A 16,120-nucleotide genomic window follows, 5' to 3' on the forward strand; every position below is an offset into this window, starting at 1 on the left:
TATGTTTTTAAATTTTTTTAAGAAGTTTTTTAGTAGTAGAAATGACAAAATATTAAATAAATTAAATATTATTGTAGATAAAATTAATAAATTAGAACCAACTTATAAAAATTTTACAGATAAAAGATTAAAAAAAAATACATTAATTTTTAAAAAACGTTTAAAAAATAAAGAAAAATTAGAAGATTTGTTAGTAGAATCTTATGCTACAGTAAGAGAAGCAAGTGTTCGAGTATTTGGTATGCGTCATTTTGATGTACAAATTTTAGGAGGTATTGTTTTAAATAATTTATGTATATCTGAGATGCAAACTGGAGAAGGAAAAACTTTAACATCAACTTTGCCAGCTTATTTAAATGCTCTTTCAGGAGATGGAGTTCATATTATTACAATGAATGATTATTTAGCAAAACGGGATTCAGATAAAAATAAAATTTTATTTGAATTTTTAGGATTAACAGTTGGATTAAATTTACCTGAATTATCTTTTTCTAAAAAAAAAAAAGCGTATTTAGCAGATATAACTTATGGTACAAATAATGAGTTTGGTTTTGATTATTTACGAGATAATATGGTTACTTCAAAAAAAAATCAAGTACAAAGAAAATTAAATTATGCATTAATTGATGAAGTTGATTCAATTTTAATTGATGAAGCTCGAACTCCTTTGATTATTTCAGGAGAAGAAAGAGATTCTTCTAAATTATATATTAAAATTAATAAAATAGTTTTACATTTAATACAACAAGAGAAAGATGACACAGAAGAATTCACAGGTGTTGGTGATTTTTTTTTAGATGAAGAGTTAAAACAAGTGTATTTAACTGAAAGAGGATTAATAAAAGTAGAAAAAATATTAGTACAAAAAAAAATTATGAATCAAAATGAATCATTATATTCTTCTACTAATATAAAATTGTTACATCATATTATATCTTCTTTAAAAGCTCATAAATTATTTATTAGAGATATAGATTATTTAGTACAAGGTCAAGATATTGTAATAGTAGATGAACATACAGGAAGAATTATGAAAGGTAGACGTTGGTCAGATGGTTTACATCAATCTATCGAAGCTAAAGAAAATGTTTTAGTAAAAAATGAAAATAAAACTTTGGCTTCAATTACTTTTCAAAATTATTTTAGATTATATAAAAAACTATCTGGTATGACAGGTACTGCATATACTGAATCTTTTGAATTTAGAACGATTTATAATTTAGATACTGTAGTAATTCCAACTAATCGTCCTATGATTCGAAGAGATTTATCAGACTTAGTATATATGACAGAAAAAGAAAAAATTGAAGCAATTGTTAAAGATATTCAAAAATGTTATCGTACTAAACAACCAGTATTAGTTGGAACAGTTTCTATAGAAAAATCTGAATTAATTTCAAAAAAATTAAGTATTTTAGGTATTAAACATAATGTTTTAAACGCAAAATTTCATAAAAAAGAAGCTGAAATTATTGCGCAAGCTGGAAAAATAGGTGCTGTAACTATTGCTACTAATATGGCTGGTAGAGGAACAGATATTATTTTAGGTGGATATTTTGAAAATAAAAATTTAAATCAAAAAGATACAAATATTAAAAATAAAAATTTTAATATTACACACAAAGATTGGATAAAAAATCATAAATTAGTGTTATCTGTAGGAGGTTTACATGTTATTGGAACTGAAAGACATGAATCTAGACGAATTGATAATCAATTAAAAGGTCGTTCTGGACGTCAAGGAGATATAGGATCTTCTAGATTTTATGTTTCTATGGAAGACTCGTTAATAAGAATATTTTCTTCTATTAAAATTATAAATCTTATGAAAACCATTGGCATGAAATATGGTGAATCTATTGAAAGTTCATGGATTGATCGAACAATTTTAAATGCACAAAAAAAAGTTGAAAATAGAAATTTTGATGTAAGAAAACAACTTTTAGAATATGATAATGTTATTAATGAACAAAGAAAAGTAATATATAAACAGAGAAATATTTTACTAAATAAAGATCATATTTTGAATACTATAAAAGATATATCTAAAGATGTTTTTTTATCAGTTATTGAAAAGTATTTATATTTAAATGATGCGAAATCTAGTTTAAATAATTTATTTTGCTTAGAAAAATTTTTATTAAAAAAATTTCATATAAAAATTGTTTTTCCAGATTATTTTAAAAAAAAAAGTGAATATTATAAAAATAAAATTTTAAATTTAATATTAAGAAAATTTCAAATAAATTATTTTATTAAAGAAAATTTAATTGGTTTTGAAAATATGAGAAATATAGAAAAATCAATTATGTTAAAAAAATTAGATTTATTTTGGCAAGAACATTTATCTGATATGGAATATTTAAGACAAGGAATTCATTTAAGAGGATATGCACAAAAAGATCCGAAATTAGAATATAAACGCGAATCTTTTATTATTTTTTCAAATATGTTAGAGTCATTAAAATATGAAGTAATTTTAGAATTAAGTCGAATTAATTTATCTCAATTTGATCCATACGGAAATAAAGAAGTAAATTATAAATTTTCTATTGATAACAAATATCTTAAAAAAGCAAGAAAATATTTTTTAAAAAATAAAAATATTGAAGATTATTGTATTGAATATGATAATCTTACAAAAAATACATTAAGAAATAGTTTATGCCATTGTAAATCAGGAAAAAAATATAAACATTGTCATGGTATTTTAAAATAAAATTTTATTGATAAAATTTTTTATTAATTTTTTATATTAATAATATATTATAGATAATATTAATATTTTATTGAATGAATAAAAATTTATTTTTATTATAATATAAAAAATATAAGTAATATTATTTTTTATTATGTAATAACTATATAATTTATTTATATTTGAAAAATATTCATTATTTTTAAAATTATATAAAAACAAAAAAAAAAAAAAAAAATAAAATTATAAAAAAAAATTTATATAAAAATACTTAATATTATAAATTTGTATTAATTCAAATTTAAATACTTTTTTTGTATATTTAAAATTATTTTTTTAATAATATTTTTTATTATAATATTTTTAAAAATTATTTTAAAAATTTTAATTAAATTTAATATGTATAGAAATAATTTAATTATTTTTTATTTTATATAAAAAATTTAAATAAATATCTTATTATTTAATATCGTTTATTTTATTACAAAAAATAAATTTTAAAATGTTTTATTTTTTTTAAATAAAATAGGAGTATTTATTTTTATGTTTCCAAGTAATTATAAAGATATTGATATAGATCCTATAGAAACAAAAGAGTGGATAGATTCTATGGAATCTATAATCAAAGAAGATGGAAATAGTAGAGGAATTTTTTTAATTCATTCGATATTAAAAAAGTATAAAAATATTTTTAATTCATATTTAAAAAAAGAATTAATTACTGATTATATTAATACTATTTCTGTTGTGAATGAAGAAAATTATCCTGGTAATCTTAAATTAGAACAAAATATTTGTAATGCTGTACGTTGGAATGCAATAGTTATGGTATTAAAAGCTTCAAAAAAAAATTTGGATTTAGGCGGACATTTAGCTTCTTTTCAATCTTCTGCTGTGATTTATGAAGTATGTTTTAATCATTTTTTTCATGCAGATAATAAATTTTTTTTAGGAGATGTAATTTATTTTCAAGGACATATTTCTCCAGGTATTTATTCTAGAGCTTTTTTAGAAGATAGAATTTCTGAAGATAAATTAAATAATTTTCGGCAAGAAGTAGGAGGACATGGTTTGTCTTCTTATCCTCATCCTAAATTAATGTCTGATTTTTGGCAATTTCCAACAGTATCTATGGGTTTAGGACCGATTTGTGCTATTTATCAAGCAAAATTTTTAAAATATTTACATAATAGAGATTTAATTAAACTTAAAAAACGTAAAGTATATGCTTTTTTAGGAGATGGAGAAATGGATGAACCAGAATCTAAAGGTGCTATTCATATTGCTTCTCGTGAGAATTTGGATAATTTAATATTTATTATTAACTGTAATTTACAAAGATTAGATGGTCCAGTTATTGGTAATGGAAAAATTATTAATGAATTAGAAAGTTTTTTTTATGGAGCAGGTTGGGAAACAATTAAAGTAATTTGGGGTAGTAATTGGGACAAATTATTGAAAAAAGATAAAAGTGGAAGATTAATTCAACTAATGAATGAAACTTTAGATGGAGATTATCAAACTTTTAGATCTAAAAATGGAGCATATATTAGAAAAAATTTTTTTGGGAAATATCCAGAAACTACAGAACTAGTAAAAAATATGACTGATGATGAAATATGGAATTTAAATAGAGGAGGTCATGATTTTAATAAAGTTTATTCTGCTTTGAAAAAAGCTCAAAGAATTAAAAATAAACCTGTAGTGATATTTTTTCATACTATAAAAGGTTATGGTTTAGGAAATAATATTGCTGGTGCAAATATCGCACATCAAGTTAAAAAAATAACTTTTGAAGATATTAAAAATATTAGAGATAATTTTAAACTTCCTTTTTTAGATAAAGAATTAAAAAAATTACCATATATTAATTTTTCAAAGCTTTCTGATGAATATAAATATCTGCATAGTCGAAGAAGAAAATTAGGAGGATATGTTCCTAAAAGACGAAAAAATTTTACAGAACATATATTAATTCCTAAAATAATTGAATTTAAATCTTTATTTTTACCGCAAACAAAAAAAATTTCTACGACTATTGCATTTGTTCGAGTGTTATATATATTATTAAATAATTTAGATATAAAAGATAGAATTGTTCCTATTATTGCTGATGAAGCACGCACATTTGGTATGGAAGGTTTATTTAGAAAAGTTGGAATTTATAGTTTTAATGGTCAAAATTATATTCCGCAAGACAAAGAATTATTATCTTATTATAAAGAAGATAAAAATGGGCAAATTTTACAAGAAGGAATTAATGAATTAGGAGCTTCTGCGTCTTGGTTAGCTGCTGCTACTTCTTATAGTACTAATAATTTTCCTATGATACCATTTTATATTTATTATTCAATGTTTGGTTTTCAAAGAGTTGGAGATTTATATTGGGCTGCAGGTGATCAACAAGCACGAGGATTTTTAATAGGTGGTACATCAGGACGTACTACTTTAAATGGAGAAGGTTTACAACATGAAGATGGTCATAGCCATATTCAATCTTTAACTATTCCAAATTGTATTTCTTATGATCCTGCATATGCTTATGAAGTAGCGGTTATTATTCAAAATGGTTTAGATAGAATGTATGGGGAAAAACAAGAAAATATTTATTATTATATTACTACAACAAATGAAAATTATTTAATGCCTGGATTAATAAATGGAATTGAAGAAGGTATATGTAAAGGAATATATAAGTTAGAAACTTATCCTAGTAAAAAAATTTTCTTACAATTATTAGGTTCAGGATCAATATTAAATATTATTCGAAAAGCAGCTAAAATTTTATTTAAAAATTATCATATTGGATCAGATGTTTATAGTGTTACATCTTTTACAGAATTAGCTAGAAATGGACAAGATTGTGATCGTTGGAATATGTTAAATCCATTATCTAAACCTAAAGTTCCATATATTAGTTCTGTTTTAAATAATCATCTTACTATTGCATCTACAGATTATATGAAATTATATGCTGAACAAGTAAGAAAATATATTCCTTCTAAATTTTATAGAGTTTTAGGAACTGATGGATATGGATGTTCTGATAGTAGAAAAAATCTTCGTAAATATTTTGAGATAGATGAATATTATATTGTAGTAGCTGCATTAGTAGATTTATATAAATGCGGAAAAATAAATGTCCAATTAGTTTTAGATGCTATAAAAAAATTTAATATTAATATAGATAAAATAAATCCGCGTTTATAGTATAAGGAGTAAATTTTAAAGTGAGTATGAAAATTAAAATGCCTGATATTGGTATAGAGAAAGCAGAAGTAATAGAAGTTTTAATAAATATTCAAGATACAATAAAAAAAAATCAGACATTAATTGTTGTAGAGGGTCAAAAAGCATCAATTGAAATTCCATCTCCTAAAAGTGGTATTGTAAAAAGTATTTATGTTAAAAAAGGAGATATAGTACATTTAAATACTTCTATTATTACTTTAAAAGTACTAAAAGAAATAAAAGATAATAAGAAAAATTTTATTCACAACACTAAATTACACACGCACAGTAGTAGTACATCTCAAAATATTAAAAAGAAAAATTATACTTCTATTTTAGTACGTTCGTCTCCTGCTGTAAAAAGATTATGTAGAAAATCGAATATATCTATTACAAAAATTTCTGGGACAGGAAGAAAAAATAGAGTATTAAAAAAAGATGTAGAAAGATATTTATGTTCCGAAAAAAATACTTCTAAAAAAAAATTTTTAAAAAAAGATTTTAATATTTCCAAAAATAAAATAAATAAAAATAATCTTGATATAAATCAAAATCATTTATTTCTTAGTACAATACAGAAATTTTCAAATCAACGTTTTTCTAGAAATTGGAAAGAAGTACCTCATGTTACTCAATTTGATAAAGTAGATATTACTAAATTAGAGAAATTTAGACAAAAAATTAATAAATATTTTCATAATAAAAATATAAAATTTACATTATTAACGTTTATTATTAAAGCAATAGCAATAAATTTATTAAAATTTAATAAATTTAATAGTTTTTTACATCAAAAAAAGGATAGAATTATAGTTAATAAAAATATTAATATAGGTATTGCAGTAAATACTAAGGACGGTATTGTAGTACCCGTTATTAAAAATGCAAATAAAAAAAATATTAAAGAGATTACTAAAGAATTAATATATTTATCAGAAAAATCTAGAAATAATAAATTAATGGTAAATGAAATGAGTAATGGAAGTTTTACTATTTCTAATTTAGGAGGTTTTCAAGTTGGAGAATTTACACCTATAATTAATTGTCCGGAAGTAGCAATATTAGGTATATCTCGATCTAAGATAGAACCAGTTTGGAATAAAAAATCTTTTATACCGCGTTTATTATTACCTTTATCGTTATCTTATGATCATAGAGTAATTAATGGAGTAGATAGTGCTCTTTTTATGCAAAATTTGAATAAAAATTTATCTAATTTTTATAAAATATTATTTTAATTTTTAAATTAAATTTAATATATAATTATATCACTTTTGGGTTTTTAAAAATATGAATAAAGAAATTAATACTAATTTAGTTGTTATAGGAGGAGGCCCAGCAGGTTATTCAGCTGCTTTTCGAGCTTCTGATTTAGGAATTAAAACAATTTTAATAGAAAAAAGTAAAGTTTTAGGTGGAGTTTGTTTAAATTCAGGATGTATTCCTTCAAAAACTTTATTACATTTTGCAAGATTTTTACAAGAATATCAAGAATTTATGGATTTAAATATTATTTTAAAAAAACCTAAATTTGATTTAAAAAATTTAAAAATTTGGAAAAAATCTATTATTAAAAAAATGAATAATGGATTAAATATTTTATCTAGTCAAAGAAATATACAAATTATTCATGGAAATGCGTCTTTTTTAAACCAAAATACAATCATTGTAAATGATGGTATAAATACAAATTATTTTATAAATTTTAAGCATATTATTATTGCTTCAGGTTCAAGATCAATAAAATTACCATATATTAAATCATCAGATAAAAGAATTTGGTATTCTCAAGATGCTTTAAAAATTCCTTTTATTCCAGATCGTATGTTAATTATTGGAGGAGGAATTATTGGTTTAGAAATGGCAACAGTATATAGTTCTTTAGGTTCTGTAGTTGATGTTATAGAAAGCTCTAATACAATATTACCTTCTGTTGATATAGATATTAGTAGTTTTTTTATGAAAATTATTAAAGAAAAATTTAATTTGATGTTAAAATCTTCTCTACAAAGTATTGATTTTTTAAAAGATAAAATTTTAGTTAAAATTAAAAATAAAAACATTATTAAAAAAATTTATTATGATATAATCCTTGTTTCAATAGGTAGATTTCCAAATACAGATTCTTTAAAATTAAATAATACAGAAGTACAGTTAAATGAACAAAAGTATATTATTACAGATCAACAATGTAAAACAAATGTTTCACATATATTTGCTATAGGAGATGTTTCTGGTCATCCTATGCTAGCTCATAAAGGTATTTATGAAGGACATATTGCTGCCGAAGTTATTTCTGGAAAAAATCATTTTTTTGATACAAAAATTATTCCTAATATTTGTTATACAGATCCAGAAGTAGCATGGGTAGGAATTACTGAAAAAGAAGCAGAAAAAAATAATATACCATATGCTGTATCTATTTTTCCATGGAATATTTCTGGTAGGGCTCATGCTTCAAATTCTTCTTTAGGAAAAACAAAATTAATATTTAATAAAAATACTAAACAGATTATTGGTGGAATAATTATTGGAAGAAATGCAGGAGAATTGTTAGGAGAGATTACATTAGCTATAGAAATGGGTTGTGATGTTTCTGATATTTCTTTAACTATACATGCTCATCCTACTTTATATGAATCTATAAGTTCTTCATCAAAAATTTTTGAAGGAACAGTGACTGATTTATTAAATATAAAATAATTTTTTATAATATTTTTTTTTTTTTGATGTTATGCGTTATAAATTTATACATAACATCAAAACTTTTTTATTTAAAATATTTTTTATTAATTTAATAAATTTATAATATATAACTTATAAATTTTTTAATAATAAATATATTTTATAAATATTTTATACGTTTTTATAAAATAATTATAAAGTATTTTTTATTTTAAATTATTTTTTTTAATTATTATATTTAACATTATGTATATTTTCAAAATTTTTAGAAAATATATATAAAAAATCATAAATATAGTATAAATTTTTATTTATAAAATTTAATTAATTTTTTTATGTTTAAAATATTTATAAAATATTTAAATTATTTATATATAAAAAATATTATTTAATTATATTTATATAAATATATATTTATAATAGTAAAATTTTAATTAATTAAAATTTAATTTCTGTTTTTATTGATATAATATTTTAAAAATAATTTATTAGTAATTTATCATATATTTTGAAATAAATATTCATAAATTGTATTTATTATAAATATTTTTTTAATTTATTAGATTATCTTTAAAAAATATTTTGTGTTGATTTTTTATAAATTTTATAGAATATTTAATTTTATTATTCTATTTTGAAAAAAATTATATTTATTTTAATATAAAATTATTATATAAATATTTTTTTGAGTTTCATAATTATTTATTAATAATTTATATACTAAAAGATGTTCCGCAACTACAAGTAGATTTAGAATTTGGATTTTTTATAATAAATTTTGAGCCATTTAAATTTTCAATGTAATCTACTTTTCCTCCGATTAAATATTGTAAACTAATTGGATCAATTATAATAAATATATTTGATTTATAAATGATAAAGTCTGTTTTATTACTTTTTTTTTCAAATTTGAATCCATATTGAAATCCACTACATCCTCCTCCTGTAACATATATTCTAAATTTTATATTTTTATTATAGTTGGTTTTAATTAAACTTTTAATTTTTAAAATAGCAGATTTAGTTAGTTTAAATATATTTTTAGAATTTTTTTTCATTAATAAGATTTCTTTTTAGATAAATGTATTTTTTTTTAAATTATTAATTATTTAAAGAGAAATAAATATTTAAATAATATATTTTTGATTTATATAAAACATTTTAATTGAATATTATCTTCAATACATTTTATTTTTTAAAATTTTTTAAATTATTATTTTTTTCTTAAAAAAGTAGGAATATCTAAATATGAATTTTTTTTGTTAATTATATCTTGAATATTTTTATCTTGCATTTTTTTTTTATTTTTATAAGAAAAATTTAATGGATGTAATCTTTTATATCGATAATCATTTATTTTATCTGTAGATGATGTGTGATTATTTATTTTTGAAGTTTCTAATTGTTTTTCTAGACCAATACCTGTAGCAACAACAGTAACTCTTAATTCATCATTCATATCTGGATCTAAGGAAGTACCAATAACTACTGTAGCGTTATCAGAAGAAAATGCACGTATAGTATTTCCAACTATTTCAAATTCGTCTAACCTTAGATTCATTCCTGCTGTAATATTTACTAATACGCCTTTTGCTCCTGATAAATCAACATCTTCTAAAAGAGGACTAGAAATTGCAATTTCTGCAGCTTCTTCTGATCTATTTTCTCCAGAAGAAATTCCTGTTCCCATCATAGAATAACCCATTTCAGACATAACTGTACGTACATCCGCGAAATCAACGTTCATTAAACCAGGTCTAGTAATTAATTCTGCTATACCCTGTACAGCTCCTTTTAAAACATTATTAGCTGCACTAAATGCGTCTAATAAAGAAATACCTCTATTTAAAACTTTTAATAATTTATCATTTGGAATAATAATTAAAGAATCAACATATTTTGATAATTCTAAAATTCCTTGATCAGCACATAATGTTCTTTTTTTTCCTTCAAAATGAAATGGTTTCGTTACTACTGCTACAGTAAGTATTCCTAATGATTTTGCTACTTCTGCTATTACTGGAGCTGCTCCTGTTCCAGTACCTCCTCCCATTCCAGCTGCTATAAATATCATATCAGCTCCTTCTAAAGCTTTTTTTAAAATTTCTTTATCTTCTTCTGCTGCAGTTTTTCCAATTTCAGGATTTGCTCCTGCTCCTAGACCTTTTGTTACGTTAACTCCAATTTGTATAATTTGACTAACTTCTATTTTTCTTAAAGCTTGAGCATCAGTATTAATAGCAAAAAATTCTACTCCTTCAATATTTTCTTTTACCATATATTCAACAGCATTTCCTCCTCCACCACCAACTCCGATAACTTTAATTACAGCATCATTACTTGCTTCTACTTGTTCGAACATATAAATTTTTTCCTATTTAAATTTTTATGTAATATATAAATATGATATTAAAATTACTTAAATTGTTATAATTTAAAAAAATTTTTTATTTTGTATAACCAACTCTTTTTTTTTTTTGAATATAAAAAATTATTTTCTAAAGCGTATTTTGTATTTTGAAAATTTAATAATCCTATTACCGTAGAATATTCAGGTTGATTAATATCGTTTTTTAATCCATGAATATTTTTTATATAACCCATTCTCACTTTCATTTGAAATACTCTTTCTGCACAATCAAGAAAGAATTTTGTTTTAGATACTCCTCCGGTAATTACAATTCCGGCATTTAAATTATATTTAGAGTGATTGTCTTTAAATTTCTTTTGTAATTTTAAAATTTTTTTATTAATTATTTCTAATAATTCTAAACACCTTAATTCAATTACTTCAATAAGTTTTTCTTGATTAAAAGTTTGTGATTTATTTTCTTTTGATCGTTTAATTTCAATTTTTTTTAAATTTTCTTGAAGAAAACTTGAAGCGCATCCATATTTTATTTTTAAATATTCAGCATCAGACATAGAAATTGAGAAAGCATAAGAAATATCTTTTGTAATAATATTTCCTGCATATGGAATAACTTGACTATGTTGTAATGATCCGTTTACATATATTAACAAATCTATAGTTCCTCCACCGATATCAAGTATACATACACCTAATTTTTTTTCTTCTTCTGTTAAAATAGCTTGACTAGAGGCTAAACCTGAAAATATTATTTTATTTACTTTAAGATTACATTTTTGAACAGCTTTAACAATATTTTTTTCTATGTTATAATAGGATGTTATTAAATGAACTTTTGCTTGCATACGAATACCAGATAATCCTAAAGGATTTTTTATTCCGCTTTGTTCATCAATAATATATTCTTGAGGAATTACATGTAGAATATGATATTTATCATTAATTCTAACAGATTTTGCTGTATTAATTACATTTTTTATATCTTCTTGACTTACTTCTCCTGTATTAATTGAAACCATACCAATTTCATTTTTATATTGAATATATTTATTTGAAAAAGATAAATTTATAGAGTAAATTTTATGATTAGACATTTTTTCTGCTTGATAAATTGCTTTTTGAATACATTTTACAATGGATTCTAAATCATGAATGTTTCCTTTATCAATTCCTCGAGAAGGACAATTTCCTATTCCAATAACTTTAATTTCTCCATTATTTAATTTTTCTCCTACTAAAACAGTGACTTTTGTAGTTCCAATTTCTAGACCTACAATCAATTTTTTATTAGTTAATTTTATCATTTTTAACTCGTAATAGATTTTTTATGTATTTAAATCATTTTAATTTTTTTATATTTTTATTTAATATTAATGAAATATATATTTCTTATATTATAATTTTTTTACATAGTAATTTAAATATTTTTATCAAACTTAATAAAATCTTTTTATGCGTATTTTTTTAAAAAACTTTGTTTAAAAGATTTTTAATCATCATGAATTAATTGAGCGCTTCTTAAAATAGCACTTCTACATCTTGAATTTTTTAGTATTTCTTTTTTTGTAGGAAAAATTTTTTTAAAAATTTTAAATTTATATTGATTTTTATTTATATATTTTAATTCTTTATATGTTAAAGGTATATTTTTTGGTATATTAGGAGTTTTACGACTATATCTAAACATAAAATTTTTTATAATTTTATCTTCTAATGAATGAAAACTAATTACAGATAATATACCTCCTATAGATAAAATTTTTGTTATACATGATAATATTTTTTTTAATTCTTTTAGTTCATTATTTAGATAAATTCTAATAGCTTGGAAACTTCTTCTCGCTGGGTTTTTTTTTTGATATGGAGTAGATTTTAATATTACATTATATAATTCAGATGTTCTTAATATTGGTTTAATATTATTTTGTTTACAAATGTTATACGCAATTTTTTTAGCATATCTTTCCTCGCCATATTTTTTCAATACTTCTTGTATTTTTTTTTGTTTAGAACGCATTAACCATTGTGCAGCAGATAAACCTTTTTTTGTATTAATTCGCATATCTAAAGGTCCATCTTTTTTAAAAGAAAATCCTCTACTTGAATCATCTAATTGTTTAGAAGAAATTCCTAAATCTAATAAAATTCCATTTATTTTTTTTATAATATTATATTTTTTACAATATTTTTGTATATTTGAAAATGAATCTGGAATAAAAGTAAATCTATGATCTTGAATTTTATGAGCAATATTTATAGATTTTGGATCTTTATCAATAGCATATAATTTTCCATTAGAATTAAGCTGATTTAAAATAGCTCGACTATGTCCTCCGGATCCAAATGTTGCATCAATGTAAATACCGTTTTTAATTATTTTCAAAGATTGTATAGATTTTTTTAATAGTACAGGAATATGCATATATTTATTTACCAAAAATTAAAAAAAAAAAATTATATAAAAATATTTTTAAAAATATATTGTTTTTATATATAAAATGTAAATATATAAAATAATTAAATTATATAAATAATGTATTTATAATGTTTTTAAAATTTTAATTTCAAAATTTATTTGTTTATTATTTTTTTAATTTTTTATATAAATATTTTATTTTTTTAAATTTTTTTTACTTTAAGCACATTAATTAATTTATATAATTGTTTAGAAATTTGTTCGATAAATTTTTTGTTTCCTTTAGTAGTAATTACTATAGAAAATAATTTTTTATTAATAATAGGTTTCATTTTCATATTTTCAATATGATACCCTCGTTGTGAAAATAAACTTATAATTCTAGATAGTACATATGATTCATTCTCTGCAATTATAGATAAAGTTTGTTTCATTTTTTTTTTGTCCTATTTTTTAAATTTCATATCATTCATTCCTCCCCCTTTAATTTGCATAGGATAGACATGTTCAGTAGAATCTACTTGAATGTCTACAAACACAAGTTTTTTTTGAGAAAGATAGTAAAGTGCTTTTTTTATTTTTTTTTTTAAATTTTTAGGTTTAGAAATAGATATACCAATATGTCCATAAGATTCTGCTAATTTTACAAAGTTTGGTAAAGATTTCATATATGAATGTGAATATCTACCATTATATATAATATCTTGCCATTGTTTAACCATTCCTAACGAGTGATTATTCAAATTTAATATTAAAATCGGAATTTTATATTGCATAGCAGTAGAGAGTTCTTGAATGTTCATTTGAATACTTCCATCTCCTGTAATACAAATAACATTTTTTTTTGGAAGTGCTAATTTTACACCTAAAGCAGCTGGAAAGCCAAATCCCATAGTTCCTAATCCTCCAGAATTAATCCATCTTCTTGGCTTATCAAATAAATAATATAAAGCTGTAAACATTTGATGTTGCCCTACATCTGAAGTAATATAAAATTTCCCTTTAGTTAATTTTAATATTGTTTGTATTACATATTGTGGTTTAATTTTTTTTGTACTATTTTTATATTCTAAATTATTATTTTTTTTCCAAGTAAGAATTTTTTTCCACCATAATGATATATTTTTTTTAAAATTTTTATATTTTTTTTGATTTAAATATTTTATAATTTTTTTTAAAACTTTTTTAATATCTCCTATAATTGCGATATTTGCTTTTATAGTTTTTGAAATAGATGTTGGATCTATATCTACATGTATTATTCTTGCAGAAGGACAATATTTTTTTACATTATTTGTTGTTCTATCATCAAATCTTACTCCTAATGCTAAAATTATATCAGAATGATGCATACTCATATTTGCAGTATATGTTCCGTGCATTCCTAACATTCCTAAGTTTTGAATGTGAGTTCCAGGAAATCCTCCTAATGCCATAAGTGAACTAGTAACTGGAAGATTTAATTTTTCTACAAAATATTTTAACTGTTTGGTGCAATTAGAATTTATAACTCCTCCTCCAATATATACTATAGGTTTTTTAGATTGAAGAATTTTTTTTATAGATTTTTTAATAAGTTTTTTTTTGATTTTAATATAAGGTTTATAAGACTTTATATAAATTTTTTTTGAATTATAATAAGAAATTTTTTTCTCTGAAGATAAAATATTTTTAGGTAAGTCAATTACAACAGGACCTGGTCTTCCACTTAAAGCGATCCAAAAAGATTTGTTTATTATACAAGCAATATCTTTTGTTTTTTTTACTAAAAAACTATGTTTTACTATAGGTCTTGAAATTCCTATCATATCGCATTCTTGAAAAGCATCGTATCCGATTAATTTTAAATCTACTTGCCCAGAGATAATAATCATAGGAATAGAATCCATATATGCTGTAGCAATTCCTGTAATTGCATTAGTAGCTCCTGGACCAGAAGTTACTAATACTACTCCTATATTTCCTGTAGCTCGTGTATAACCATCTGCCATATGAGTTGCAGCTTGTTCATGACGTACTAGAATATGTTTAATTTTATTTATATTTTTCAAAGCATCATATATTTCTAAAACGGCTCCTCCAGGATATCCAAAAATATGCTTGACTCGTTGATCAATTAATGATTTTACAAGAATTTCTGCACCTGAAAAAATTTTCATATTTATTCTCTAATATTTTTATTTTTAATAATTTTCATTAATAATGAAAGTATTTTTATTATAAAACTATATTATTATAAATTTATAATAAAAATTTTAAGTACAAATTTTATAATATTTTTGACCAATGTTATGATTATTTATAACAAAATCATTTTACATATAATTATTAATTTGAAGTAATGTAAATGTAAATAATATAGTTATTTGAATTTATAAAATTTAATATTTTTTATCAATTTTTAAATTAATAAATAAATATTAAATATAATAACAGAAGAATGAAAAAAAAAATATTATATAATAATAAATATAAATTATTTCTAATGTTATTTTAAAAATGATTTATAAAAAAAAATTATATTAAATATTTAAATTAATTAATAAAATTTTTAGTATATTTTTTTATATATAAAATTTTAAAGTTAGTTGTATTTATTAAAAAATTTTATTTAATTAATTCTTTTTTTTATATTTTTTATTAGAAATATTAATTCTAATCTTATATTATTTTTATTTTAATTTAATTAATTTAGACGTTATTTATAATTATGATAATC

Annotated in this window: 10 protein-coding genes; 4 read left to right on the forward strand and 6 right to left on the reverse strand. The window is 21.3% G+C overall.

Annotated features, from left to right (window positions below; genetic code table 11):
• Position 1 precedes the first annotated feature (1 nt).
• The 4 genes from secA (at position 2) to lpdA (ending at position 8,632) form a co-directional block, all read left to right on the forward strand.
• Positions 2-2,719: a preprotein translocase subunit SecA gene (gene secA, locus AB4W58_RS00795; protein ID WP_367674196.1), complete on the forward strand. Its 2,718-nt coding sequence runs from the start codon at positions 2-4 to the stop codon at positions 2,717-2,719.
• A gap of 522 nt (positions 2,720-3,241) precedes the next feature.
• On the forward strand, positions 3,242-5,908 hold the full coding sequence (aceE, locus tag AB4W58_RS00800) for a pyruvate dehydrogenase (acetyl-transferring), homodimeric type (RefSeq protein WP_367674197.1): 2,667 nt from the start codon (positions 3,242-3,244) through the stop codon (positions 5,906-5,908).
• A gap of 26 nt (positions 5,909-5,934) precedes the next feature.
• Positions 5,935-7,167 carry a 2-oxo acid dehydrogenase subunit E2 gene (locus AB4W58_RS00805; RefSeq protein WP_367674244.1) on the forward strand — a complete coding sequence of 411 codons (1,233 nt, stop codon included), beginning with the start codon at positions 5,935-5,937 and terminating at the stop codon, positions 7,165-7,167.
• Between the two features lie 52 nt (positions 7,168-7,219).
• Positions 7,220-8,632 carry a dihydrolipoyl dehydrogenase gene (gene lpdA, locus AB4W58_RS00810; protein ID WP_367674198.1) on the forward strand — a complete coding sequence of 471 codons (1,413 nt, stop codon included), beginning with the start codon at positions 7,220-7,222 and terminating at the stop codon, positions 8,630-8,632.
• Positions 8,633-9,327: 695 nt separating this feature from the next.
• Here the strand turns inward: lpdA and erpA are convergent.
• The 6 genes from erpA to ilvB form a co-directional block, all read right to left on the reverse strand.
• Positions 9,328-9,672, reverse strand: a complete 345-nt coding sequence (gene erpA / locus AB4W58_RS00815; protein ID WP_367674199.1) for an iron-sulfur cluster insertion protein ErpA — start codon at positions 9,670-9,672, stop codon at positions 9,328-9,330.
• Positions 9,673-9,827: 155 nt separating this feature from the next.
• Entirely contained in the window at positions 9,828-10,976 is a 1,149-nt protein-coding gene (gene ftsZ, locus AB4W58_RS00820) for a cell division protein FtsZ (RefSeq protein ID WP_367674200.1), read from the reverse strand.
• Between the two features lie 65 nt (positions 10,977-11,041).
• The gene (gene ftsA / locus AB4W58_RS00825) at positions 11,042-12,289 is read right to left on the reverse strand and encodes a cell division protein FtsA (protein ID WP_367674201.1); all 1,248 of its coding nucleotides are present in this window, start codon (positions 12,287-12,289) and stop codon (positions 11,042-11,044) included.
• Between the two features lie 185 nt (positions 12,290-12,474).
• Complete coding sequence (gene rsmH, locus AB4W58_RS00830) at positions 12,475-13,407, reverse strand: 16S rRNA (cytosine(1402)-N(4))-methyltransferase RsmH (protein WP_367674202.1); 933 nt, start codon at positions 13,405-13,407, stop codon at positions 12,475-12,477.
• Between the two features lie 197 nt (positions 13,408-13,604).
• Positions 13,605-13,835 carry an acetolactate synthase small subunit gene (gene ilvN, locus AB4W58_RS00835; RefSeq protein ID WP_367674203.1) on the reverse strand — a complete coding sequence of 77 codons (231 nt, stop codon included), beginning with the start codon at positions 13,833-13,835 and terminating at the stop codon, positions 13,605-13,607.
• A gap of 12 nt (positions 13,836-13,847) precedes the next feature.
• Complete coding sequence (gene ilvB, locus AB4W58_RS00840; protein WP_367674204.1) at positions 13,848-15,560, reverse strand: biosynthetic-type acetolactate synthase large subunit; 1,713 nt, start codon at positions 15,558-15,560, stop codon at positions 13,848-13,850.
• Positions 15,561-16,120: the final 560 nt, after the last annotated feature.

Origin of the sequence: Buchnera aphidicola (Chaitophorus sp. 3695) (assembly GCF_964058985.1) — a bacterium.
Lineage (GTDB): Bacteria > Pseudomonadota > Gammaproteobacteria > Enterobacterales > Enterobacteriaceae > Buchnera_J > Buchnera_J aphidicola_BQ.

What these genes read in the sequence shown, in the direction of transcription:
- secA (WP_367674196.1), top strand. Translation starts at nt 2, where the DNA reads ATGTTTTTAAATTTTTTTAAGAAGTTTTTTAGTAGTAGAAATGACAAA.
- aceE (WP_367674197.1), top strand. Translation starts at nt 3,242, where the DNA reads ATGTTTCCAAGTAATTATAAAGATATTGATATAGATCCTATAGAAACA.
- AB4W58_RS00805 (WP_367674244.1), top strand. Translation starts at nt 5,935, where the DNA reads ATGAAAATTAAAATGCCTGATATTGGTATAGAGAAAGCAGAAGTAATA.
- lpdA (WP_367674198.1), top strand. Translation starts at nt 7,220, where the DNA reads ATGAATAAAGAAATTAATACTAATTTAGTTGTTATAGGAGGAGGCCCA.
- erpA (WP_367674199.1), bottom strand. Translation starts at nt 9,672, where the DNA reads ATGAAAAAAAATTCTAAAAATATATTTAAACTAACTAAATCTGCTATT.
- ftsZ (WP_367674200.1), bottom strand. Translation starts at nt 10,976, where the DNA reads ATGTTCGAACAAGTAGAAGCAAGTAATGATGCTGTAATTAAAGTTATC.
- ftsA (WP_367674201.1), bottom strand. Translation starts at nt 12,289, where the DNA reads ATGATAAAATTAACTAATAAAAAATTGATTGTAGGTCTAGAAATTGGA.
- rsmH (WP_367674202.1), bottom strand. Translation starts at nt 13,407, where the DNA reads ATGCATATTCCTGTACTATTAAAAAAATCTATACAATCTTTGAAAATA.
- ilvN (WP_367674203.1), bottom strand. Translation starts at nt 13,835, where the DNA reads ATGAAACAAACTTTATCTATAATTGCAGAGAATGAATCATATGTACTA.
- ilvB (WP_367674204.1), bottom strand. Translation starts at nt 15,560, where the DNA reads ATGAAAATTTTTTCAGGTGCAGAAATTCTTGTAAAATCATTAATTGAT.